Genomic DNA, 20,732 nt, shown 5'->3' with positions numbered 1-20,732 from the left:
AAGGCAACCGACATACCACCCACAGGTTGCACTGTGACAGGCTGGACCGTGAAATCAACCTGTGATCCATCACCCCGTCCGCATATCCCCGACGCGAGCGCATCGCGCCTGAAATGCAGGCGGTGACAGGCCCGACAGCGTGGCGGTGCCGGGCCTGTGAGCGGCGCGGGGTTGAGCCGGGCAGGCCGCGTCGCTACATCTGGTTCATGCGTTTCTTGTCCGCCCTTGTTATCGCCCTGTTGCCCGGCTTTGCCGCGGCGCATCCCCACGTTTTCGTGGACACAAAAATCCGCGTCGTCGTGGATAATGCGGGACGCCTCGAAGGGGTCGAGATCAGCTGGACATATGACGATTTCTATTCGCTGCTTCTGATGTCGGACATGGGGCTCGACAATGACGGCGATGGCCGGTTGCGCGACGATGAATTGCGGCGGCTCGACGGGTTCGACATGAACTGGATCGAAGGCTATCTGGGCGACACGCACGCCACCCGTGACGGCTCGACCGTGACGCTTGGCCCACCGCAGGGCCGGGGGGTCCGTGTTGAGCGTGGGCTGATCACGTCCACCCATTTCCGCGCTGCCTCCGGCCCCGCTGACGGTCTGGTGGTCAAGGCGTATGATCCCACTTTTTACACCGCTTATAGCCTCGTGGGTGCGGTCGAGGTGGAAGGCCCCTGTGCCGCGCAGGTCGTTCCTGCGGACCTCGACGCGGCTTATTCGCTGGTCGAGGAGTTGCTGTACGCCACGCCCGCCGCGCAGGCCGAAGACAGCTATCCAGAGGTTGGTGAGGCCTTTGCCGACACGGTGACCGTTACATGCACGTCCTGAAATTCGGCGTTGGCGCCGTGCTGGCAGGCCTCTTGGTCTGGTTGTTCGGCTTTGGTGGCATGGGTGATGTGTCACGCTGGGCCGTCGCTGGACAGGAACAGGCACAGCGCGCGCTGGCCGGAGGGTTGCGCGCGGTGCGGGCGGGCCAGCCGGGTGCGTGGTTTGGGCTGATGGGCCTCTGCGCGGCCTACGGGTTTTTCCATGCGGCGGGGCCGGGTCACGGCAAGCTGGTCATCGGCGGCTATGGCGCTGCGGCTCGGGTGACGGCGTTGCGGCTGTCGGGTCTCGCGCTGCTGTCCTCGCTGGCCCAAGCGCTGGCAGCTGTGGTGCTGGTTGCCGTCGGCGCATGGGTGCTGGGCTGGAGCCGCGCGCAGATGACCGATGCCGCCGAGGTGGTGCTGGCTCCGGCCAGCTACATCGCCATTGCGCTGGTGGGCCTGTGGCTGTTGGTGCGCGGCCTGCGCCGCATGGTGCGCACCGGTGGGGCACAGGCCCATGCGCACGATCACCATCACCATGACCACCACCATGACCACGCCAGCGATGGCACCTGCGAAACCTGCGGCCATGCCCATGCGCCCACGCCGCAACAGGTGGAAAACATAACCTCTTGGAAAGACGCGGTGGCCATTGTCGGGTCCATCGCGATCCGGCCCTGCACGGGCGCGGTGTTCCTGCTGATCCTGTGTTTTGGCTTGGGCATCCCGTGGGCGGGTGTGGCGGGCGCATTTGTGATGGGGTTGGGAACCGCCAGCGTGACGGTCTTGGTGGCCATTGCCGCCGTTGGTGCGCGACAAAGCCTGCTGGACAACTGGCAAGGGGCAGGGGCCTTGCGCGCTGTGGCGCTGGTGGAAATTGCGGCTGGTGCAATGATTGCGCTGGTGGCGACGGCGCTGGTCCTACCGCTCCTCTGACGCGCGGCCCACAATCACCGCTTCCAATTCGCGTTCCAGCTTGCGCGCCATGGCGGCGGCGTAGTCCTCGAACCCCAGCGCCGTCTCGACAAAGCTGCCTGCGCCCCAGATGACTTCGGCCTGAAAATATCGGCTCAGCCCCGACACTTCCGCCTGCCTCAGATCACCGATCGATGGGCTGTCGGCACCGATCACAAGCGCGTTGATCACGATGTCGGTCGTCGCGAACGCCTCACGCTCGAACTGGGGGCGCGGTCCGAGGTTCGACTTGCCGTCGCCCGAGATATCCAGCGTACGTTTCCAGCAATTGCGCCGGGCTTGCAGGTGGCGCAGCCCCTCGCGCATGGCAAGGCCAAGCGCCGTGCCGGGGCTCGCCGTGCGGCGTTCGGTGGCGCGCAGTTGCGCCTGCACGGCGGCCAGAACTGTGGGGCTGGTGATGGCGGTCCACGGTAGGATCACGGCGGGGTTGTCGGGCCCGCTCCATTCGTAGATCAACAGTTCGACCGGAGTGCCCGGCATTTGCATCAGGGCGTCATGTACCGGTTGCGCACCAAGTGCTGCGGCCAACCCGTCGATCTGGAGCCTGTATTCCCGCGCATCGACCGACCCTGACACATCCAGACCCAGCGCCAGCGCCTGACGGCAACCTGCCTCTGCTGCACTGACCGTCAGGGCCAGAAGAGTGGCCAGCGCGAATTTCATTGCACCCGGGTCCCGGTGTCCAGCCGCCCAATCAGCGCAGGCAGGACCTCGCGTTCCAGCTTGCGGCGCATGGCGCGCTCGTAATCCTCGAACCCCTGTGCCACTTCGAGAAACGCGGTGGGACCTTTGAGGACCTGCCGCTCATAGTATCGGATCAACTGGCTTTCCGAGGTGAATTCAGCCGCATTCACCACCAGCCCGTTCACGGTCACGTCGCGCAATGGAAACTCGCGATAGGCGATTCTGGGGCCAAACCCTTCGTTGTTCTGCCCGTCTCCGGCCATGTCGATGGTCTGGGCGCGGCAGGCGGGCGCGCGCGCGAACATCTCGGATGCAAATCCCAGCGCATAGCCCATGGCGGTGGGAAATTCATTGTGCGAGCGGGTGCTGGCGGCCACGGTTTCAGCGGCACGCACCAGATCGCCGGGATCATCAACGGTCAGCCAATCCAGCACAACCTCCTGATTGTAGCGCCCGGACCATTCGAATACGGCCAGCGCGACGGGTTCGTCATTGGACAAAAAGGCAGAGACGACTTCGGGCGCGGTCAGCGCGGCGACAAGGCCGCCACGCTGCAATTCATCCTCGCGGGCGTCGACAGACGATGACACGTCCAGCGCCAAAAGCAGGGCCAACCGGCACGCCGACGCAGGTCCCGCCCAACCGAGCGCCGCCAGAAGGGCAAGCGCTCTTACCAATGGCCCGTGTTTTCCATGCTTGCCCACGGCTCCGCCGGGGGCAAGTCTTCGCCAGCTTGGAGCAGTTCGATCGACACGTTGTCGGGCGACCGGACAAAGGCCATGTGCCCATCGCGTGGCGGGCGGTTGATCGTCACGCCATTGTCCATCAGGTGCTGGCACATGTCGTAAATATTGTCGACGCGGTAGGCGAGGTGGCCGAAATGACGGCTGTCCGATGGCAAGCCATCATCGCCGTCCCAGTTATAGGTCAGTTCCACATGGGCGTTTTCCTGCCCCGGCGGCGTCATGAACACGAGCGTGAACCGCCCGCCTTCACTGTCGTGGCGGCGGGTCTCTTCCAAGCCCAGCAGTTTATAGAACGCGATGGATGCATCCAGATCGAGGACGCGCACCATCGTGTGCAGATAGGTCGTTGCCATGAAGGGCTCCTTGCAAGTCATGTCGTGCCCCCCAACCGGAGGCGCGTGTCAAAGACTAGCATGGTGCCCGCGCAGGGCCAGCGCCGAGTGCGCGCGGCTCTCAGAACTTTGATTGCAAACCAAGGGTCACGGTCGTTTCGCTGATCTCGAACCGGTTGACGTTGGAGGTGCGCCGCCCGCTGCGCACCCGCACCGTGGGGGCAAACCCGGCATAGTCATAGTCTTTGAAAAAGAGCGACACATCACCGTAGTAAGAGACATCCTCGCGCCCGCCCGCAACCGGGCTGTAGAGCGTGTAGGTGTCGTAATCGGTCAGACCGACCGTCATGCCTGCGGTGACCGTCGCCGGTCCCAGCGCTTTGCCAAACGTATAGGCCAGCCGCGCGCTGGTGGTCTGGTAATCTGCATTGACGAATGCGCCAGACACATCCTGCACCGTCAGACCCAGTGACACCCGGTCACCGTTGCCGCGTTTGTGTTGAAAGGTGCCCGACAGGGTCAGGACATCACTGTCGCGCGTGGCGCTTATGTCCGATTTGCGCGTCTCGGCCACCGCCGAAAAGCTCAGACCGTTGGCATCGCCCAACCGCAGGCTGCGCCCCAACTCCAGTTTCGCGAAGTCATAAGACCGCTCGCCCCCGGACCAACTCGCCCCAAGTGCAAAACCCACCGAAGCGCTGTTGCCTTTGGCCCCCAGCGCAAAGCGGTGGTTCACCCCCACCTCGGCAAAGGTAGAGGAAAAGAGGCTGCCATTGACCCCTGGTGCGTCGGCCTCGGCGCTCTCGGACAGCTCTACGCGCCGAATATAGAGGCGCGCGTTCGCGTGGGTGACGCTGTTGGCGTCGCGGCGCAGCCTGTAGCGCAGCCTTGTGTCAAATGTGGTCACGACCCCCGACAGCGCGCGGGTCGCACTGCCAAAGCGTCCAAGGGTCGGCACGCCGTTGATCACCTCCAGCACGTTGTCGGTACCGGAGTTCACGTTATCGGACGGGGCAACACCAAGGCTGATGTTGAATGACAGCGGGTTGGCGGCGCGGGCGCGGGCATAGTCACGCTTTAGCTCTGCCTCCTGCTTGTCCGTTTCGGTATGCGTGGCGGCAATGCGCAACCACGCCTGACTGAGTGTCGGGCGTTCATGCTGCAAGGCCACGCTGGCCGCTGTGCGGGCGGCACCGAACTTCTGGGCGGGGGTGTCGGAGTATTTGTAGGACAGGCGCGCGGCGGCGCGTGCAAGTTTGGGATCGTTTAGCCGGCTGTGCGCAGCGGCGAGTACGCCATAGGCGTAAGGGTCTTCGGCATCAGCCTTGAGCAAGCCCATGGCAAGTTGTCGGGCCACTTCGAACCGGCCCGCATAAAGCGCTTGGCGCGCCAGCAGGCGCGCCTCGTCCAGAGTGAGTGTGCCGCTGTCTTGTTCAGGGGTCTGCGCAGGGGCGGCGCGTGCCGCCTGTGGTGGGGACGACGGGACATCCGCAGCCTGCGCCAGAGCGACAGACCCGCCACCAAGCACCAGTAGGGCTGCGCGCAGCGCGCGTTTCATGCCACGCTCCGCCCCAAGGCTCAGGGTTGCAGTGCGTTCACACAGATCGGGTCAGTGCTGGCGGTGGTACAGATATCCAGAACAAAGACACCAAATTCGATCTCGCTGTCGAGTTCGTCGGTAAACTCCTCGATCCGTGTGCCACCCACGATCGACCCGCCGTCCGTGCCGCCGATCACACCGGCAAAGTCGCCGATATCAACGCCAACCGGATCAGACGGAGTGCCGGGGTTGGTGACATCCGTTGCGTCGATCTCGATGTTGCCACTGAACGTGCCGTCGCCTGTCAACGCGCCATCGACCAGCACAAGGTCGGGCAGGTCGCCAAAGACTGCGGCGTTCGGATTTGTCGGGCTTTGCAAGACAGCCGTACGGTCGTAAATCTCACCTTCGACGGACATGTCGTTCAGGTCGACGTTCACGAACATCAGCCCGCGGATGAATGCAGTCTGTTCCGGTCCGTTCACATCCGGATCAACACCGCCGGTCACGGGAAACAGGTCGGTCCGCGGCCCGGCACCATTCAGCCCCGCCGCGTAATTGCCCACATAGGTCACGTCAAACCGCGATTCCGGCGCCACTGGCGCGGTATAGCCACCCGTCCGCTCAAAGAACGTGCCGCCAAAGAACTTGTTGAACTGCGGTCCCGTCATCACGACACCCGCCTGCAGCCCATCGCGGCTGGCGACAAAGGCCGTCGCATGACGCCCCAGCGGGTCGTTTTGCCCGGTGAAGGTCACAAATCCCGGCGCAAAGGTCGTTGCAATCGCGCGGTAATCGTTGACCAGCGGCACGCCGTCCTGCGTCAGTCCCGTCACCGTCAAAGTGTTGTCTGCGGCGTTGAACGAAATCGATTCCAGATCGCCAAGGATGTTCTCCGGCACGCCAGATGCCGGCGTGGGCGTGCCCGTTCCGCCACCTGTACCTGTGTCCGTATCTGTAAAGGGATTGCCATCACCACATGACGCAACGCCGATGGCGAGCACGCAAACTGCTGCTATTCGTTTCATACCTGTCAAACCTTTGCGGTTCTATGTTCTGCCTCTTTGGTCGCAGAGTCAGTCACTTACACGCAAAAGTCAACGTAGCGCTGCGCTGGCACCGCCCACCCGTTGCCAAAAAACACCCCCTATCTAGTGGTTCTCATAGCCGCAGCCACGAGATACAGTGAGGGTCTGACAGATTCTGTGGATAAACGAGGTGCGCCATGCCGCTTTCCCCCGACCAGCAAGCCGAAGTGGACGAGCTCCGCAGCGCGCCCACCCAAACACTCCGCGCGACCGTGCCGGGGATAGAGGCGCATCTTTACAAGGCTATGGATGTGCTCGATCACGGATTTGTCCGGGTCATCGACTATATGGGAGACGATTCCGCTATCTGTCAGGCGGCGCGGGTCAGCTATGGCCGGGGCACCAAATCGGTGCAGAATGACGAAGGGCTGATCCGCTACCTCATGCGGCACTGGCACTCGACCCCGTTCGAGATGTGCGAGATCAAGCTGCACGTCAAACTGCCCGTCTTTGTCGCCCGCCAATGGATCCGCCACCGCACCGCCAACGTCAACGAATACTCCGCCCGCTATTCGATCCTCGACCGCGAATTCTACATCCCCGAACCCGACGCACTGGCGGCTCAGTCCGTGGTCAACAATCAGGGGCGCGGCGAGGCGCTGAGTGGGGAAGAGGCCGAGCGCGTCCTGCGCTACCTGCGCGATGACGCCATGCGGTCCTACGACCATTACGAAGAGATGATTTCCCAAGACGGCCAACAGGGCCTCGCGCGCGAGCTTGCCCGCATGAACCTGCCCGCCAACATCTACACCCAATGGTACTGGAAAGTAGACCTGCACAACCTGTTCCACTTTTTGCGCCTGCGCGCGGACGCCCACGCGCAGTATGAGATACGCGTCTATGCGGACGCGATCTGTGAGGTGGTCAAGGATTGGGTCCCCGCGGCGTATAAGGCGTTCGAGGATTACCGGATGGGCGGGGCCAATTTGTCGGGTACAGCCATTACGTGCATCCAGCGGATGCTGAAAGGTGAAAAAGTCACGCAGGAAAACTCAGGGATGAGTAAAGGGGAGTGGCGGGAATTTTTGGCTGTTTTGGAGTGATTGGGTGAGTGAATTATCAAAGCGTGCGTTCGAACTATCTTATAATCAAGTGCGCAGCCAAAAAGAGGACCTACGCGCAATAAGAAATCAGGCGTCGTTTGCCGCAACATTAACTGGACTCGTTGCCACGTTTTTCTCTTCGATTGCCTTAAGCGCAAACTCAACTGTTTTGATAGATGCAAATTATCTGTTTAGTTTCAAAGCTGAGGCTATAGTGGTCGTTCTTTTTGTGACCCTATCTATTGTTCTGTCCGCGGTTGTTGTATCTGGGCGATCCGAGGTGCAATTTGATTTGAATGCCGACTACATTTTGTATGCCCAGAAACATCGGTCAAAAGAAGATGATTTAACTACCATTATAGAAAACGAGTTGACCGAAGTGCTGAAATGCAACTTTTCTACAAACGAAGCCGTAATCAAAAGAAACTCAGTTTACTTGACGCTTGCCTTTTTTGTGGGGCTGTTCCAAATTCCTGCGTGGATTAGCCTGATTGGGTCAGCGTAAAATGCCTTCCAGTGATAGAGAGCCGCCTCCACCGCCGCCTTCTCCGAACGTACCAACTCGTAGAGGGCCAGATACTGAACAGCCGCGTCCAGGGCCTCGGTAAATCAGAGTCGTAGCTTCCGAAACGTTGGCAGCCTTTGCTTCAAGTTGCAGCGGTTTGTTGGAACAGTTCCGCGCGCTGCTCAAACATGCCCCGGGGCTCAGCCCGTGAACCGGCGCTGTCGCGGCTATGAATCATGTGACAGGCGCGCCTTGCACAAGAGCCAAGACGCCTTCTACCCTCGCCCAATCATGGACCCCCGCCAAGCCCTCCTCGACCGCCTGACCGCCCTCGATGCCGAAGACGCGGCGGGCCGGGACGCGCAAGCGACTGTGGAGCTTGATCAACAGGCCGTCGGGCGTCTGTCTCGCATGGATGCGCTGCAAAATCAGGCGATGGCGCAGGCGCAGGCCCGGATACGGCAGGCGGAACGGGAGCGTATTCACGCCACTCTCCAACGCATGGATGATGGGAATTACGGCTATTGCACCGATTGCGGAGAGCAGGTGGAGGCCAAACGTCTTGCTGCTGACCTCACCATACCGCGCTGTCTGGACTGTACGCGCGGTTAACGAACCCGCGCGCGCAACTCGGCCACCAATTCGGCGTTCGCATCTTCCCACGCCTTCCAGCGCCGATACCCTTCAATCTGCGCGGCGGGGCCGCTCAGATCCTCGGCAAAGTGCGCTTTGACCGCATGGTAGTGCCCCATGCAGCGCTGCCATTCGGACGGCGTGGGAAACCGCGTTTCCGCCGCGACATCGCAGGCGTAAAACAGGGACAAGAGGCGGAGCAGTTCGGTCATGGGACACCAGATTAAGGCGAAAACTGTTTCCAGCCTAAACACAAAACCGCCAGAACAAGGTTAACGATGCGCCCGCAGGCCATGGTTAACAAAATTTCTGGACAGAGCGCCCGTGGCTCTGCACACTTGGCGCACAACCATAGATGTCGTGGTCCAGCCACCGAACGAGGGAAAATATGCGTTTTATCAGTGCAACAGCTCTGGCCCTGTTGATGGCCACTCCGGTCCTTGCGGACGGTCATTCCGGCCCCAAAATCTACGCCTACAAAAGCCACGCCAACTACTGCCCTGCGGGTATGCAGCCGGTGACGATGGACGGGACAATCTGCTGCGGCGTGCCAAATCAGGCGCACACCTATCAGCAGGTCATGGCCCACGGGGTCGCGAAAAAGCGCCACGTCAAACGTATCCGTGCTGTGCGCCGGGACAGTTGTCCTGTTGGCACCAAAGGGTGCAGCTACGACTGATCCTGAGGGTGAGCGCGGCGCCGCCACACGCCGCGCTTGACGCTTACAGCAGTTTCAGATCGCCAGCCATCTGCCGGCCATCGCGGCCTTCCAGCAGTTCAAAGCTGACTTTCTGGTTGTCCGCAAGCCCGGTCAGTCCTGACCGTTCCACTGCGGAAATATGTACAAAAATGTCTTTGCCGCCGTCTTCCGGCGCAATGAACCCATAGCCTTTTGTGGTGTTGAACCACTTCACGGTGCCAGTTGGCATGACCCGTGCCTCCTTTTGCCTTTCAGTCTTCCCCGCGCGGGGAACTTGGATGCGCACGGCATGTCCCGCCAAAGGCAGAGCAGGCGTCCGCTACTCAAACAGATTGCCCGTTTGCGGCGAATTTCAAGGTACGAGGCTGTTATATCGGGGGCTCAGATGATTATTTGGGCACGATTGGAGGGGTGCGATGGAAATCTATGGTTTGAAGACATGTGACACGTGCCGCAAGGCCATCAAGGCGCTGCCGGAGGCGCGGTTTGTGGATGTGCGCGCCGAAGGTGTGCCAGACGATGTAATGGCGGCGGCGCGCGCTCGGTTCGGCGATGCACTTGTCAACACACGGTCGACCACATGGCGCGGCTTGAGTGAGACGGAGCGGGCTGGCACGCCGGAGGCGCTGCTGGCGGCGCATCCCACGTTGATGAAGCGCCCGCTGATCGTGGCGGGCACAGAGATGCACCTTGGCTGGACCAAGGATGTGCAGGCTGCCTTAGGCGTCTAGGCGGCTTTCGCCGCCAAGGCGCGGTCGATCGCCAGCGGGCCTGCGCCCTTGATCACCAGAACGAGCAGCAGAAAGACCCAGAGCGTGCGCTGGTCGATCAACTCGGGCGCGTTGTTGAACCATGTGCCCAGAGCAACCCCGTGCCCGGTGACATCGACCGCCGTTTGCACAATGACAAAGCCAATCATGGCGGCCGCTGCCAGCCGTGTGAACAGTCCGACGACGATCAAAACCGGCAGAACATATTCCGCCAATGTGCCGACAAAGATCACCAGCCGCTGAAAGCCGGTCAGTTGCGTCACATCATAGAGCACAGCTTCGGCCGCTTTTGGAAAGATCTGGGCGAAGGCACCGGCAGAGGGCGAGAACAGACCACCGTCGATTTTGGTTCCGGCAGAATTGAGGAAGTAAAAGAAAAACACAGCGAGGAACGTAACGCGTGCCAAGGTCGGAAGCAGCCAGTCGCCCCGGTCCATGGGATCGAACAGGGCGGAGCGAATGCGGGCAATGGCAGTCATGGGTCAGTCCTTTGGCGTGGTGAGGGTGGTGAGCGCGCCGTGCTGCAACAGCAGGCCAAGCAGCGGGGCAAGGTCAAAGGCGGGGTCGGTCGCGCTGGCGCTGTCCTGCGCCTCTGTGAGGTTCGCACCGGTTTGGCAGGCGTGAAGCCACGCGTATTGCGCGGCGGTCAGGGCGTGCGGTTCGGGGTCGAACCCGGCGCGGGTGATCAGCACTGATTGTGCGGTGGCTTGAGGCTTGGGCGCGCCCGCGACGGTGTTGTAGCGCCAGATGTCAAAGAGCGGCCATGGCGACGGGATCAACTGCACAGCCGGGGCCAATTGCAGACACGAACCCATTAGCGTCTCGGGCGGGCAGGCGGCGAGGACCTGCGCGTCCAGTGCGGCGCTGTCCGCCGCATGGTAGGACCGGCGCAAGGCCAGTTCCAACCGCGCGACGTCCGGCAAATAGCCCAGATGCTTCAGCGGCGCGAACCCGTCCAAAAAGGCAGGCATGTCCTGACCGTAATGCATCATCAGCGGAGACCGTGGCGGATGCGCCCGGGCGTATACCCGGGCAAGCGGGTCAAAATTTGCGTCCCCCAGCAGCTTGCGCAAAACCGGGAATGCCGTGCGCAGCGCGTCGATCAGGGCGACAGTCACATTGTTGCGGTACACGTCAAAGCGTTTGACGGTGGGGGCGCCGGCACCATCAGTGAGGCCGTCCGGCACGGGCGCGGCAGGATCCAGCAAGGCGGCCCGAAACTGTGATTGCCTGGTGCCCATGGTTCAGTGCGCAGGGATGGTGGCAAGTGCGCTGGCGGCCCTGTCCGCCTCGGCCCGCAATGCGGGCCATTCCGGCACATCATTGTCCCATTCGACCAGCACGGGCGCAGGCCCTGTGCGCCGAAGGGCATAGTCCAGCAGGGTCCACACAGGCTCTGCCGCGGGGTGCGCGTGGCTGTCGATCAGCAGCGGCGCACCATGGTCGTCCGCGTCTTCGTCATGTCCGCCGACGTGGATTTCGCCAACTGCGTGCAGCGGGTAGGCATCCAGATACCCGGTCGCTGTGTCGCCAAGATTGGTGGCCGAGATAAAGACATTGTTCACATCCAGCAACAGACCACAGCCGGTGCGGCGGGTCAGTTCAGACAGAAACTCCGTCTCGGACCACGTGCTTTCCGCAAAGGCGAGGTAGCTTGATGGGTTTTCCAGCAGCATCTGGCGGCCCAGCAGGTCTTGCACCTCGTCGATGTGATCGGCCACCCGCGTCAGGGTCGCATCGGTATAGGGCAGGGGCAGCAGATCGTCGAGAAACTCGGCCCCATGGGTGGACCATGCCAGATGCTCGGAAAAGCTGGCGGGTTCAAGCCAGTCCACAAGGCGTTGCAACCGTGCGAGGTGGTCGGGGTCCAACCGGCCTTCGCCACCAATCGACAGCCCAACGCCATGGACCGAAATGGCAAAGTCGGCACGCAACGCGTGCAACTGTGCATGTGGTCGCCCACCGTCGCCCATGTAATTCTCGGCGTGTATTTCCAGCCACGTCACCGGACCCGGCTCGCTGCGCAACGCATCGAAATGCTGGGGTTTGTATCCCACACCCGGCGCCTTGGGCAGGCTTGGCGATCGGTGTGATGCGTCCAGCATGGCATGGCTCTCCGGTTGGGATTGGATGCGCCGGACCCAAGAAGGAATCCGGCGCGTCGGGATCTTTTGTGCCTTAGGCGGGCAGGTCGCGGTCAAGCTCGGTCAGCGACCCCTCGCGCGGGGTACCGTCGGCCAGCGCGGGCAGGTCGATCTCGGTGCAGGTGCCTGCATCCACAAGCGTCCACGCATTCCCCTGATAGTCCACGGTCGAGGTGCCTGCACAGGTGGTGCCGGGGCCCGCGGCGCAGTCGTTTTCGCCCGCCAGCGAAATGCCAAAGCATTTCTCCTTGGACGCGGCTTCGGCAGGTGTCGTGCTATGTGCGGTAACGGCAGCTGCAACGGCACCAACGATAGCGACAGTTTTCATGGTCTTCGACATCTTCAATCGTCCCTTTGCGATATCAGTTACAAATCCTGTGTGATGGTGAGATAGGGCATCTGTTACGGCAAACACCACCCTTGCGGCAGCGCCTCACGGCCAAGTTATACAATGTCAGTCAAAGCGCGCAAATTGAGGCCGATCGGCCTCAATTGTTGCAGCGTGGTCTGCGCAATGTTGCAATTGCGGCGATCAGCGCAGATCGGGCGGGGTCGCCTCAATGCGCAGCGCGTCCACAACATCCGCCAACGATTGCACGCTCGTCTGCTTTTCCCCCAAGCGCCGCACCGACACTGTCTGGTCTTCGACTTCACGGCCACCAACGGCGAGGATGACAGGGACCTTGCCGACCGAATGCTCGCGGACCTTGTAGTTGATCTTTTCGTTGCGCATGTCGGCCTCGGCACGCACGCCCGCCGCCTTGAGCGCATCGACCACATCTGACACGTAATGATCCGCCTCGGACGTGATGGAGGCGACAACCACCTGCCGCGGGGCCAGCCAGAACGGCAGCTTGCCTGCGTGTTCTTCGATCAGGATGCCGATAAAACGCTCGAACGATCCCAGCGTCGCGCGGTGCAGCATCACGGGGCGGTGTTTGGCCCCGTCGCGGCCAATATACGTGGCGTCCAGACGTTCAGGCAGCACGAAATCCACCTGAAAGGTGCCACATTGCCAGTCCCGCCCAATGGCGTCGGTCAGCACAAACTCCAGCTTGGGGCCGTAAAACGCCCCTTCTCCGGGGTTCATCTCGGGTTCGATCCCAGCAGCGCGCGTTGCATAAAGCAAAGCGTCTTCTGCCTTATCCCACACCTCATCCGATCCGGCGCGGGTGTCGGGCCGATCCGAGAATTTGACCTTGAAGCTGTCAAAGCCCAAGTCCTGATAGATGTCAGTGAGGAACTTGATGAAGATCGCGCATTCGCTTTCGATCTGGAATTCCTCGGCAAAGATGTGCCCGTCATCCTGCGCAAATCCACGCACCCGCATGATGCCGTGCAGCGCGCCCGACGGCTCGTACCGCGCACAGGACCCGAATTCCGCCATGCGCATGGGCAGATCGCGATAGGATTTCAGCCCATGCTTGAAGATTTCAACGTGGCAGGGGCAGTTCATCGGCTTGAGCGCGTTGATCGCCTTTTCGCGGGCATTGTCCTCGTCCACTTCGACGATGAACATATTCTCCTGATATTTTTCCCAGTGGCCGGACTTTTCCCACAGATGCCGGTTCACGACCTGCGGAGTGTTTACCTCTACGTAGTCGCCCATCTGCTGCTTGCGCCGCATATAGTCCTGCAACTGGGTGTAGATGGTCCAGCCGTTGGGATGCCAGAACACCTGACCGGGGGCCTCTTCCTGCATGTGGAACAGGTCCATCTCGCGGCCCAGCTTGCGGTGGTCGCGTTTGGCCGCCTCTTCGAGCATGTTGAGATGCGCGCGCAGTTTCTCTTTGCCGGTGAAGGCCACGCCGTAGATGCGTTGCAGCATCGCGCGGCTGCTGTCGCCGCGCCAGTAGGCCCCGGCGATGGACATCAGTTTGAACGCGTCGCCCGGCACTTGGCCGGTATGTTGCAGATGCGGACCACGGCACAGGTCTTGCCAGTCGCCGTGCCAGTACATCCGCAGCGGCTCGTCGCCGGGGATGCTGTTGATCAGCTCGACCTTGTAGGGTTCGTTCCGGTCTTCGTAATACTTGATCGCCACGTCCCGGTCCCACACCTCGGTGCGGACGGGATCACGCTTGTTGATGATCTCCTTCATCTTCTTTTCGATGACGCCAAGGTCTTCGGGGGTGAACGGCTCTGCCCGGTCAAAGTCGTAATACCAGCCATTCTCGATCACCGGGCCGATGGTGACCTTGGTGTCGGGCCAGATTTCCTGCACGGCGCGCGCCATGATGTGCGCAAGGTCGTGGCGCACCAACTCGTTGGCCTGCTCTTCGTCCTGCATGGTGTGGATGGCGATGGAGGCATCCGCCGCGATTGGCCATGCGAGGTCCCAGTGCTGGCCGTCCACGGTCGCGCTGATCGCCTTTTTGCCCAAGGATTTGGAGATGCTTTCCGCAACAGCCGCAGGGGTCACGCCCGCGTCATAGTCGCGTGCATTGCCGTCAGGAAAGGTGAGAGAGATCTGGGCCATATCGGCATCCTCGTCAGTTTGGCGCCCACGGAACGCCCGATTGCGGGTTGTGTTGTCTGTGCGCTACTTGGCGGCAACGCGGGGCCAAGTCAACGCCGTGATTCAGTTTGCGGGCAGGGGTGGTGGCATGGGCACACCCACCCGGATGGCTGCCGAAAAATCGCGGCTCAGCCCATCGGCCAGCGCGCGTTCGTTGATGCGGCCCCGCGCGCGCAGTTCCTCCAATGGCACGGACGTGTCCACGGCACCCAGCGCATAGGCGTAGTCCAGCAGATATCCGTTGGCCAGCACGCGCCAGTCCAGCGGCGTGTTCACATTGACCGCCCGCATCAACTTGAGCACGACAGTAAAACAGTTCGAGGTGAGCGAGTTGTAGAACCGCGGCTCGGTCGCCAGCGCGTTGGCGTCCTCGACATAGGCTTTCAGCAGGTTTCGGATGTTCTCGGGCTGCGCGCGCAGGCGGTACAGGTAAACGTCGTTTTCCCAGATATTCGACCGCAGGCCCGCGATGTCGCGCTCATCGCCCGCAACGATCACCAATGTGTTGGACCGAAAGAAATCTGCCACCGCCGAGAATTGCCCACCCACCTTGCGCCGCACCTCGACCGACCACATCAAGTACCGCCCGTCGGCAAATCCAAAGCTGAGCATGAAATGCCCGATCGCCGGATTGCCCCAGTGCGACATGAGGAAATCCACGCCCTCTAACTGGTTCAGGTCATAGGTGCGGTCCTCCCACATCTCTTCCGCATCGGTGTCGCCCCGCCAGCGGAACGCCCGCACATTCCTGAGATGCAATATGTCGCCGTCGATCGTGCCGGTCACCTGTCGGGCGACGCTGGGCGACCAGTTGGCCGACGATTCCGGTTGCAGGGTGAACCACCAGCCCAGAACACCCGCCATCGCAACGGCGTAGACGCCCAACGTCGCCCGACGTTTGGCGGTGAACCAGCCCAACGCGGCCACCAGAGCCAGCAGGACAATGACCGCGCCGAAGGCGATGCGCACCGTGTCAGGCGCTGGCAGGCGATACCAGATTGCAAGCCCCGCCCAACCCGCAAAGGCCAACAGGATCAGGCCAAATACTGCGCCCAACGCACCGAAAACGACCTTTTTGACCACAACTACCTCACTTGGCGCTTTGTCGGCAGAATGCCACCACATGCAGTGGTGCGCCATCAGCCGCATACCATTGCATACGCAAAAAGCGACTTCTGAGGGTGAAAAATCGACAAATCGGGCTGGACAAGCGTGATGTGGGTTGTAGATATCCACTATCGGAAACTTTCGTTCCTGAAGGGGAAGCGCTGTGCCAGGCTACAACAAGAACTTTGAACTGAGTGTGGAAGACCTCGACCTGATCGAAGAAGCTCTGCGCGCGTCAAAGCTTGCCAAGGCGCAGGCGGATGCCAAGGCGGGCCCCGCCACAGAAAAGGTCCGTGACATCCACGATTTGCTAGGGCGGCTTCACAATCAAAAGACGTTCTACCGTCCCGCCAAAGGGCCCTACGTCAGCGGCTGATCAAGGCCCATACGAAAGCGCGGCGCCGTCATCATGTGCCGTTCGAACCCCCGTTTTTCATAGAACGCACCCGCTGCCGTGTTGTCGGGATGCGCGCCCACGCTGATGTAGTGACAGCCGCGCCGCAGACCTTCGGCCTTGCAGGCTGCCACCAAGGCACGCCCGACGCCCGAACCGCGCACGCGCGGTTTGACGAACAGGTGATGCATCTCCAACCCGAATTTGCCGAAATGCAACCGCGCCGTCGGCATAAGCGCAGCATAGCCGACAAGGCCCGCCTCACCCTCGGCCACCAGCACCTTGAGGCAGGGGAGCGGGCCGAATGTCATCATTGTCAGCGTCGCTTCGTCAATCTGGGCCACGTCTTCATGGAAGGCGGCAAGCGCGCTGATCATCTCTAGCACGGCGCCTGTGTCGCGCGGCGCCATTTGTCGGATTTTTGGGGTCATTGTCATTCTCCTGAACACCCGCGCAAACCGAGGGGAACAAGGAGAGGCCGCTCGGAGCGCGGCCTTGATGTGGTTAGATGGGCTGGGACCCGGACACACCAAAAGCACGCGAGGATTGCGCGCTAAACCAATAAAAGGTGTATTCCGTGTGCCGTGTCATGCTTTGACCATGGGCCGAAGAGGCGCGCGCGGTCAACCCCGCGCGCACCCGCTCAGGCGGCGAAGAAGGCAAAGCCCATCAAAATGCAACACACCCAACCAGCCGTAAAGATCAGCGGGCGCGCCGGAAACCCAGCGGTGCCGGTGATGTAGCCGACGGCGTGCGCCACGCGCAGCAGCAAGAAGGCCATGGACGTCCACAACGTCAATGCCGTGAACCCATCTACCCGATCGACCAACAGAACCAGAATGGCAAAGGGCACCGACTGCTCAAGCAGGTTCAGATGTGCGCGGTAGGCCCGGTGCACCCATTCCCGTTGGAAACCGGGGTCGGGGGGACGGACAAATCCATCGGGCGCGTCCGGGGAAATGGACCCTTTGGGGGCAGTGTTGACCCCGACGATGTAGGGAATCCACAAGGACGCCGCAAACAGGGCGAGGATGCCCAAGATGGTCAGTTCAGCAGGCATCACTCACCCCTCCTGCTGGTCCATCGGACCGATATGCGCGTCTTCGCCCGTCTCAAGCCACGATTTGAGGCCAGACGCCCAGCGGACCCAGCCATCGGCCACCCCTTCACCCGGCACGGCGGGGCCGCCAAGATCGTAATGTTCGATGGTCAGCCGCACAAATTCGTTTTCCGGGCGCATCAGGTAAACAACGCGGCTGGTCGGGCTTGCGCCGCCGTCCCAATGCGGCTCGAACGTCCATTCCATGCGGCTCTTTGGGTCGGAAGACAGCAATGTGTTGGTCAACATCGGCGCGCCGTCGGCAAAATGCATGGTCACGGCATCGCCGTTCCGTGTGCCGTGGCTGGCGATGAAATGGTAATGCGCAATCGCCTTTTCATCCATCAACACATCCCACAACCGGTCCTGGGTCGTCTTGATATAGGTTTCCATCACAAAATCTGGTTTTGACATCCGGGTCTCTCCTTCGAGTTGAGATTTGAGATCAAGCACTGCCCGGGCCGCCGGTTTGACGAGCAAAGGCTCGATCCAGCGGTCGATCGCCTGCTGCAAGGGCACGGCGTTGAGGTAGTGATGCTTGAAGCGCCCCACCTTTTTGGTGGTCACAAGGCCCGCCTCTTCCAACACGCCAAGGTGCTTCATCACGCCAAAGCGCGTCATGTCGAGCTGACCTTGCAATTGTTGCAAGGTCTGGCCGTCCGTGTCGCGCAAACGGTCAAGCAGCGTGCGGCGCGTGGGATCTGCGAGGGCTTTGAAAACCGAATCCATAGGATCTTATAGGTGATTATTTAGTCACGTGACAAGATGGTCACTTATAAAATCACCCCGCGTCAGGATGGACAGCGCTGCGCGCCCGGTGAATGATCTCGCCAACCAAACGGGGGAGAACGGCATGAGCGGGCCAAGCTATCTGGACACAGCGCAGGGCAGGCGGCTTGCCTATCACCAAAGCGCGGGCAGCGGTCCGTGTGTTGTGTTCCTTGGCGGGCTCAAATCCGACATGGAGGGTACAAAGGCGATCCATCTGGAGGCGTGGTGCCGCGCGCGCGGGCAGGCGTTTTTGCGCTTTGATTATTCCGGCCACGGCCAAAGCTCCGGCAGGTTCGAGGACGGGTGCATCGGCGACTGGGCCGAGGATACGGTGGCCGCCTTGGCGACTTTGACCGAAGGAAAGCTGATTGTGGTGGGCAGTTCTATGGGCGGGTGGCAGGCGTTGCTATATGCCCGCGCACATTCCGAGCGGGTGGCCGGTCTGGTCACTATCGCCGCGGCTCCCGACTTTACGGAGGATGGGTATTGGGCCAATTTCACCGACGCCCAGAAAGCCGCGCTAAAGCGGGACGGGCAGGTCGAAATGCCGTCTGACTACATGGAACCCTACATCATCTCGCAACGCCTGATAGAAGATGGCCGCAACCAACTGGTCCTGCGCACGCCGTTGCCGCTGCCCTTTCCGGTGCGGTGCTTGCAAGGCACATCGGACACGGCGGTCAGCACGGAAACGGCGGTGCGCCTGCTGGAACATGCCGACAGCCCCGACATGCGCCTGACCTTGGTCAAGGATGCCGATCACCGGTTTTCCGATGGTCCCTGCCTTGGGGTGATCGAGGACGCAATTCAAGACGTGATGGAGGCCGCCACATGAAGGCATTTGGCAAATTTCTGGGTCGTGCGCTGCTGGTGTTGATCGTGCTGGGGCTCGGATTGTGGCTGTTTGGCCCCTACGAGCCGGCGCCGCTCACACCCACGCACGACGCTGTTGGTGCCGACATCGATGCCCATTTTGCGCAGAGCGAGGCGCAGTTTGATGACATCGTGCCCGGCACGCAAAAGCGGATCGTATGGGCGGATGAGACCGGCGCGCGGACCGAATGGTCTGTGCTGTACGTACACGGGTTCTCGGCCTCGTCCGAGGAGATCCGCCCGGTGCCGGACCGCGTGGCCGAGGCCCTTGGGGCCAACCTCATCTTCACCCGTTTGCAGGGGCACGGGCGCGGCCCCGATGCATTGGCCGACGGCACGGTGCAGGGGTGGGTCAACGACCTGGCCGAAGGTATGGATGCCGCCCGCGCCACCGGCGACAGGGTAATAGTCATGGCCACGTCGACGGGCGGGACGTTGGTAACCGCGCTGGCACCAGACAGCGCGGTGATGGACGGTGTGGCCGGGCTGATCCTCGTGTCACCGAATTATGGGCTGAACAATCCGCTGGCGCCGCTGCTCAGCTGGCCCGCTGCGCGCCACTGGCTGCCCCCGCTTGCCGGTGCGCGGCGCAGTTTCGAGCCGCGCAACGAAGGTCATGCGACGTACTGGACCACCGAATATGACAGCGTGGCGGTCATGCCGATGGTGGCTCTGATCGACGCGGTGAACGCCATGGACCACACCGAACAATCGTTGCCTGCCCTGTTTTGGTTCGCCACCGCGGACGAAGTTGTGCAACCCGGCCGAACCGCAGAGATTGCCGCGGCGTGGGGTGGGCCAAGCACGGTGGTGAATCCGGTTATGGGCCCCGGGGACGACGACCAATCGCATGTGATCGCGGGCAATGTCCTGTCACCCGGCCAAACCGACGCGGCAGTGGTGGGAATGGTTGACTGGATCAAAGGGCTTGAATGATGGAACAACGCGTTTCGCTCATCACATTGGGCACGCAGGACATGGATGCGCAGGCCACGTTCTACGAGGCGCTGGGGTGGCAGCGCGTGGACACTCCTGACGGGGTGATCGCTTTTGATTTGCTGGGGCAGACGCTTGGTCTCTATCCGATTGCGGCCCTCGCAGATGATATTGGCCTGACTGTGGATGACCTTGGGCGCGGCGCGATGACGCTGGGCCACAATGTTCCGTCCAAGGCAGAGGTGGATGGGCTGTTGGCCCGTGCCAAAGCTGCGGGCGCGCGCATACTCAAGCCCGCGGCAGATGTGTTTTGGGGCGGGTATCACGGATATTTTGCCGATCCAGAGGGACATATCTGGGAAATCGCATGGAACCCGTTTTCGCCATTGGGCACGGACGGGGCCTTTCAATGGAACGGGGCCGCGTAATGCGCCGTCCCGGCAGCATGTGGAGCCTTGAGACCCTGGGCCGCGTGCGGCTGTCAAAACACTTCTACATGCGCGATTTTCTGTATTCGGAGATCGGGAATTTTCACCGCGTCCAAAACCTGCCGCGCGACCCTGATCTGGCCATCGCAAACGGTCAAATGCTGTGTTCAGAGCTTCTGGACCCGCTGGAAGAGACTTTTGGCCGCCTTGCCATCCGCTCCGGCTACCGCTCGCCCGAATTGAACCAGTATGGCAACGAAAACAGGTTGAACTGCGCGCGCAACGACAACCCGATCGAATGTCATATCTGGGATTGGGGCACCGGAGAGACTGCGGTTGCGGGCACGTCGCTGGCCATTCCTTGGTTTACCGACCAATATGAACAGGGGCGCGACTGGCGCGATCTGGCGTGGTGGGTACATGACCATCTGCCTTATTCGGGGATGTGGTTCTTTCCCAAACTCTGCGCTTTCAACCTGGATTGGCGGCCCGAGCCTCAGCGTATGATCGGCAGCTACATCGCTCCCAAAGGACTGCTGTTGCGGCGCGGAGATGCGCCGGACGAGCCGCTGGCGCAGCGCCGTCGCCGCTACGCCGATTTCCCACCCCTGCGCGGTATCGCATACCCATAAACCGCA

General features: G+C 61.6%; 27 protein-coding genes and 1 pseudogene. 12 read left to right on the top strand and 16 right to left on the bottom strand.

Annotated features, from left to right (window positions below; translation table 11 throughout):
- Nucleotides 1-206: 206 nt before the first annotated feature.
- Nucleotides 207-830 (top strand): DUF1007 family protein, encoded by a 624-nt coding sequence (locus Q1A85_RS09185; protein WP_299687522.1) that lies wholly within the window; start codon nt 207-209, stop codon nt 828-830.
- Nucleotides 818-1,744 carry a hypothetical protein gene (locus Q1A85_RS09180; RefSeq protein ID WP_299687519.1) on the top strand — a complete coding sequence of 309 codons (927 nt, stop codon included), beginning with the start codon at nt 818-820 and terminating at the stop codon, nt 1,742-1,744. The genes Q1A85_RS09185 and Q1A85_RS09180 overlap by 13 nt, the downstream gene beginning before the upstream one ends.
- Here the strand turns inward: Q1A85_RS09180 and Q1A85_RS09175 are convergent.
- From Q1A85_RS09175 to Q1A85_RS09155, 5 genes are all read right to left on the bottom strand, one after another.
- Complete coding sequence (locus Q1A85_RS09175; protein ID WP_299687516.1) at nt 1,730-2,446, bottom strand: DUF1194 domain-containing protein; 717 nt, start codon at nt 2,444-2,446, stop codon at nt 1,730-1,732. The genes Q1A85_RS09180 and Q1A85_RS09175 overlap by 15 nt on opposite strands.
- Entirely contained in the window at nt 2,443-3,144 is a 702-nt protein-coding gene (locus Q1A85_RS09170; RefSeq protein WP_299688576.1) for a DUF1194 domain-containing protein, read from the bottom strand. Before Q1A85_RS09170 ends, Q1A85_RS09175 begins: the two co-directional genes overlap by 4 nt.
- Nucleotides 3,138-3,566 (bottom strand): VOC family protein, encoded by a 429-nt coding sequence (locus Q1A85_RS09165; protein ID WP_299687513.1) that lies wholly within the window; start codon nt 3,564-3,566, stop codon nt 3,138-3,140. The genes Q1A85_RS09170 and Q1A85_RS09165 overlap by 7 nt, the downstream gene beginning before the upstream one ends.
- A 100-nt stretch (nt 3,567-3,666) precedes the next feature.
- Nucleotides 3,667-5,103 (bottom strand): surface lipoprotein assembly modifier, encoded by a 1,437-nt coding sequence (locus Q1A85_RS09160; protein WP_299687510.1) that lies wholly within the window; start codon nt 5,101-5,103, stop codon nt 3,667-3,669.
- 20 nt (nt 5,104-5,123) lie between these two features.
- Nucleotides 5,124-6,113 (bottom strand): hypothetical protein, encoded by a 990-nt coding sequence (locus Q1A85_RS09155; RefSeq protein WP_299687507.1) that lies wholly within the window; start codon nt 6,111-6,113, stop codon nt 5,124-5,126.
- A 197-nt stretch (nt 6,114-6,310) separates the two neighbouring features.
- Here Q1A85_RS09155 and thyX point away from each other — a divergent pair.
- The 3 genes and pseudogenes from thyX to Q1A85_RS09140 form a co-directional block, all read left to right on the top strand.
- Nucleotides 6,311-7,210 (top strand): annotated as a pseudogene (gene thyX / locus Q1A85_RS09150) (FAD-dependent thymidylate synthase); the annotation flags it as partial.
- Between the two features lie 10 nt (nt 7,211-7,220).
- Complete coding sequence (locus Q1A85_RS09145; RefSeq protein WP_299687502.1) at nt 7,221-7,721, top strand: hypothetical protein; 501 nt, start codon at nt 7,221-7,223, stop codon at nt 7,719-7,721.
- A 291-nt stretch (nt 7,722-8,012) separates the two neighbouring features.
- A complete protein-coding gene (locus tag Q1A85_RS09140) occupies nt 8,013-8,333 on the top strand; it encodes a TraR/DksA C4-type zinc finger protein (protein WP_299687499.1) in 321 nt (106 codons plus the stop codon).
- On the opposite strand, the gene Q1A85_RS09135 is transcribed toward Q1A85_RS09140, so the two are convergent.
- Complete coding sequence (locus tag Q1A85_RS09135) at nt 8,330-8,566, bottom strand: hypothetical protein (protein WP_299687496.1); 237 nt, start codon at nt 8,564-8,566, stop codon at nt 8,330-8,332. The genes Q1A85_RS09140 and Q1A85_RS09135 overlap by 4 nt on opposite strands.
- 176 nt (nt 8,567-8,742) lie before the next feature.
- On the opposite strand from Q1A85_RS09135, the gene Q1A85_RS09130 reads away from it, so the two are divergent.
- The gene (locus Q1A85_RS09130; RefSeq protein WP_299687493.1) at nt 8,743-9,033 is read left to right on the top strand and encodes a hypothetical protein; all 291 of its coding nucleotides are present in this window, start codon (nt 8,743-8,745) and stop codon (nt 9,031-9,033) included.
- A 43-nt stretch (nt 9,034-9,076) separates the two neighbouring features.
- Here the strand turns inward: Q1A85_RS09130 and Q1A85_RS09125 are convergent, their stop codons facing one another.
- Nucleotides 9,077-9,283: a cold-shock protein gene (locus Q1A85_RS09125; RefSeq protein WP_299687490.1), complete on the bottom strand. Its 207-nt coding sequence runs from the start codon at nt 9,281-9,283 to the stop codon at nt 9,077-9,079.
- 187 nt (nt 9,284-9,470) lie between these two features.
- On the opposite strand from Q1A85_RS09125, the gene Q1A85_RS09120 reads away from it, so the two are divergent.
- Nucleotides 9,471-9,785, top strand: coding sequence for an ArsC/Spx/MgsR family protein (locus Q1A85_RS09120; RefSeq protein ID WP_299687487.1), 315 nt, complete (start codon nt 9,471-9,473; stop codon nt 9,783-9,785).
- On the opposite strand, the gene Q1A85_RS09115 is transcribed toward Q1A85_RS09120, so the two are convergent.
- The 6 genes from Q1A85_RS09115 to Q1A85_RS09090 form a co-directional block, all read right to left on the bottom strand.
- The gene (locus Q1A85_RS09115; protein WP_299687484.1) at nt 9,782-10,303 is read right to left on the bottom strand and encodes a DoxX family membrane protein; all 522 of its coding nucleotides are present in this window, start codon (nt 10,301-10,303) and stop codon (nt 9,782-9,784) included. The two genes, Q1A85_RS09120 and Q1A85_RS09115, sit on opposite strands and share 4 nt — an antisense overlap.
- A gap of 3 nt (nt 10,304-10,306) precedes the next feature.
- On the bottom strand, nt 10,307-11,065 hold the full coding sequence (locus Q1A85_RS09110; RefSeq protein ID WP_299687482.1) for a DNA-binding domain-containing protein: 759 nt from the start codon (nt 11,063-11,065) through the stop codon (nt 10,307-10,309).
- A 3-nt stretch (nt 11,066-11,068) separates the two neighbouring features.
- Nucleotides 11,069-11,929 (bottom strand): DUF692 domain-containing protein, encoded by an 861-nt coding sequence (locus Q1A85_RS09105; RefSeq protein ID WP_299687479.1) that lies wholly within the window; start codon nt 11,927-11,929, stop codon nt 11,069-11,071.
- 73 nt (nt 11,930-12,002) lie between these two features.
- Nucleotides 12,003-12,308, bottom strand: a complete 306-nt coding sequence (locus Q1A85_RS09100; protein WP_299687476.1) for a DUF2282 domain-containing protein — start codon at nt 12,306-12,308, stop codon at nt 12,003-12,005.
- 192 nt (nt 12,309-12,500) lie between these two features.
- The gene (gene thrS, locus Q1A85_RS09095) at nt 12,501-14,447 is read right to left on the bottom strand and encodes a threonine--tRNA ligase (protein WP_299687473.1); all 1,947 of its coding nucleotides are present in this window, start codon (nt 14,445-14,447) and stop codon (nt 12,501-12,503) included.
- A 102-nt stretch (nt 14,448-14,549) separates the two neighbouring features.
- The gene (locus Q1A85_RS09090; RefSeq protein ID WP_299687471.1) at nt 14,550-15,611 is read right to left on the bottom strand and encodes a DUF4105 domain-containing protein; all 1,062 of its coding nucleotides are present in this window, start codon (nt 15,609-15,611) and stop codon (nt 14,550-14,552) included.
- Nucleotides 15,612-15,756: 145 nt separating this feature from the next.
- On the opposite strand from Q1A85_RS09090, the gene Q1A85_RS09085 reads away from it, so the two are divergent.
- Entirely contained in the window at nt 15,757-15,969 is a 213-nt protein-coding gene (locus tag Q1A85_RS09085; protein ID WP_299687468.1) for a hypothetical protein, read from the top strand.
- Here Q1A85_RS09085 and Q1A85_RS09080 read toward each other — a convergent pair.
- From Q1A85_RS09080 to Q1A85_RS09070, 3 genes are all read right to left on the bottom strand, one after another.
- Nucleotides 15,954-16,418: a GNAT family N-acetyltransferase gene (locus Q1A85_RS09080; protein WP_299687465.1), complete on the bottom strand. Its 465-nt coding sequence runs from the start codon at nt 16,416-16,418 to the stop codon at nt 15,954-15,956. The genes Q1A85_RS09085 and Q1A85_RS09080 overlap by 16 nt on opposite strands.
- Before the next feature lie 212 nt (nt 16,419-16,630).
- Nucleotides 16,631-17,047, bottom strand: coding sequence for an MAPEG family protein (locus tag Q1A85_RS09075; protein WP_299687462.1), 417 nt, complete (start codon nt 17,045-17,047; stop codon nt 16,631-16,633).
- A gap of 3 nt (nt 17,048-17,050) precedes the next feature.
- Nucleotides 17,051-17,815: a metalloregulator ArsR/SmtB family transcription factor gene (locus Q1A85_RS09070; RefSeq protein ID WP_299687459.1), complete on the bottom strand. Its 765-nt coding sequence runs from the start codon at nt 17,813-17,815 to the stop codon at nt 17,051-17,053.
- Between the two features lie 124 nt (nt 17,816-17,939).
- Here Q1A85_RS09070 and Q1A85_RS09065 point away from each other — a divergent pair, with 124 nt between their 5' ends.
- From Q1A85_RS09065 to Q1A85_RS09050, 4 genes are read left to right on the top strand one after another with little or no spacing between them, the layout of a single operon-like run.
- Nucleotides 17,940-18,692, top strand: a complete 753-nt coding sequence (locus tag Q1A85_RS09065) for an alpha/beta hydrolase (RefSeq protein WP_299687456.1) — start codon at nt 17,940-17,942, stop codon at nt 18,690-18,692.
- Nucleotides 18,689-19,666: an alpha/beta fold hydrolase gene (locus Q1A85_RS09060; RefSeq protein ID WP_299687453.1), complete on the top strand. Its 978-nt coding sequence runs from the start codon at nt 18,689-18,691 to the stop codon at nt 19,664-19,666. The genes Q1A85_RS09065 and Q1A85_RS09060 overlap by 4 nt, the downstream gene beginning before the upstream one ends.
- Nucleotides 19,666-20,094, top strand: a complete 429-nt coding sequence (locus Q1A85_RS09055) for a VOC family protein (RefSeq protein ID WP_299687449.1) — start codon at nt 19,666-19,668, stop codon at nt 20,092-20,094. Before Q1A85_RS09060 ends, Q1A85_RS09055 begins: the two co-directional genes overlap by 1 nt.
- 17 nt (nt 20,095-20,111) lie before the next feature.
- Nucleotides 20,112-20,726 carry a hypothetical protein gene (locus Q1A85_RS09050; protein ID WP_299688573.1) on the top strand — a complete coding sequence of 205 codons (615 nt, stop codon included), beginning with the start codon at nt 20,112-20,114 and terminating at the stop codon, nt 20,724-20,726.
- The last annotated feature ends 6 nt before the right edge of the window (nt 20,727-20,732 follow it).

The sequence above is a fragment of the uncultured Tateyamaria sp. genome (assembly GCF_947503385.1).
In the GTDB taxonomy this organism is placed as follows: domain Bacteria; phylum Pseudomonadota; class Alphaproteobacteria; order Rhodobacterales; family Rhodobacteraceae; genus Tateyamaria.
The sequence above is the reverse complement of the archived record's forward strand: the minus strand, read 5'-3'. Positions and strand labels throughout refer to the sequence as shown.

Bases quoted from the DNA above. Each gene is read 5' to 3' on its own strand.
- Q1A85_RS09165 (WP_299687513.1), bottom strand. From the start codon at position 3,566: ATGGCAACGACCTATCTGCACACGATGGTGCGCGTCCTCGATCTGGAT.
- Q1A85_RS09135 (WP_299687496.1), bottom strand. From the start codon at position 8,566: ATGACCGAACTGCTCCGCCTCTTGTCCCTGTTTTACGCCTGCGATGTC.
- Q1A85_RS09125 (WP_299687490.1), bottom strand. From the start codon at position 9,283: ATGCCAACTGGCACCGTGAAGTGGTTCAACACCACAAAAGGCTATGGG.
- Q1A85_RS09155 (WP_299687507.1), bottom strand. From the start codon at position 6,113: ATGAAACGAATAGCAGCAGTTTGCGTGCTCGCCATCGGCGTTGCGTCA.
- Q1A85_RS09110 (WP_299687482.1), bottom strand. From the start codon at position 11,065: ATGGGCACCAGGCAATCACAGTTTCGGGCCGCCTTGCTGGATCCTGCC.
- Q1A85_RS09055 (WP_299687449.1), top strand. From the start codon at position 19,666: ATGGAACAACGCGTTTCGCTCATCACATTGGGCACGCAGGACATGGAT.
- Q1A85_RS09115 (WP_299687484.1), bottom strand. From the start codon at position 10,303: ATGACTGCCATTGCCCGCATTCGCTCCGCCCTGTTCGATCCCATGGAC.
- Q1A85_RS09140 (WP_299687499.1), top strand. From the start codon at position 8,013: ATGGACCCCCGCCAAGCCCTCCTCGACCGCCTGACCGCCCTCGATGCC.
- Q1A85_RS09185 (WP_299687522.1), top strand. From the start codon at position 207: ATGCGTTTCTTGTCCGCCCTTGTTATCGCCCTGTTGCCCGGCTTTGCC.
- Q1A85_RS09060 (WP_299687453.1), top strand. From the start codon at position 18,689: ATGAAGGCATTTGGCAAATTTCTGGGTCGTGCGCTGCTGGTGTTGATC.
- Q1A85_RS09065 (WP_299687456.1), top strand. From the start codon at position 17,940: ATGAGCGGGCCAAGCTATCTGGACACAGCGCAGGGCAGGCGGCTTGCC.
- Q1A85_RS09050 (WP_299688573.1), top strand. From the start codon at position 20,112: ATGTGGAGCCTTGAGACCCTGGGCCGCGTGCGGCTGTCAAAACACTTC.
- thrS (WP_299687473.1), bottom strand. From the start codon at position 14,447: ATGGCCCAGATCTCTCTCACCTTTCCTGACGGCAATGCACGCGACTAT.
- Q1A85_RS09160 (WP_299687510.1), bottom strand. From the start codon at position 5,103: ATGAAACGCGCGCTGCGCGCAGCCCTACTGGTGCTTGGTGGCGGGTCT.
- Q1A85_RS09175 (WP_299687516.1), bottom strand. From the start codon at position 2,446: ATGAAATTCGCGCTGGCCACTCTTCTGGCCCTGACGGTCAGTGCAGCA.
- Q1A85_RS09105 (WP_299687479.1), bottom strand. From the start codon at position 11,929: ATGCTGGACGCATCACACCGATCGCCAAGCCTGCCCAAGGCGCCGGGT.
- Q1A85_RS09075 (WP_299687462.1), bottom strand. From the start codon at position 17,047: ATGCCTGCTGAACTGACCATCTTGGGCATCCTCGCCCTGTTTGCGGCG.
- Q1A85_RS09070 (WP_299687459.1), bottom strand. From the start codon at position 17,815: ATGGATTCGGTTTTCAAAGCCCTCGCAGATCCCACGCGCCGCACGCTG.
- Q1A85_RS09090 (WP_299687471.1), bottom strand. From the start codon at position 15,611: ATGTGGTGGCATTCTGCCGACAAAGCGCCAAGTGAGGTAGTTGTGGTC.
- Q1A85_RS09180 (WP_299687519.1), top strand. From the start codon at position 818: ATGCACGTCCTGAAATTCGGCGTTGGCGCCGTGCTGGCAGGCCTCTTG.
- Q1A85_RS09130 (WP_299687493.1), top strand. From the start codon at position 8,743: ATGCGTTTTATCAGTGCAACAGCTCTGGCCCTGTTGATGGCCACTCCG.
- Q1A85_RS09120 (WP_299687487.1), top strand. From the start codon at position 9,471: ATGGAAATCTATGGTTTGAAGACATGTGACACGTGCCGCAAGGCCATC.
- Q1A85_RS09080 (WP_299687465.1), bottom strand. From the start codon at position 16,418: ATGACCCCAAAAATCCGACAAATGGCGCCGCGCGACACAGGCGCCGTG.
- Q1A85_RS09100 (WP_299687476.1), bottom strand. From the start codon at position 12,308: ATGTCGAAGACCATGAAAACTGTCGCTATCGTTGGTGCCGTTGCAGCT.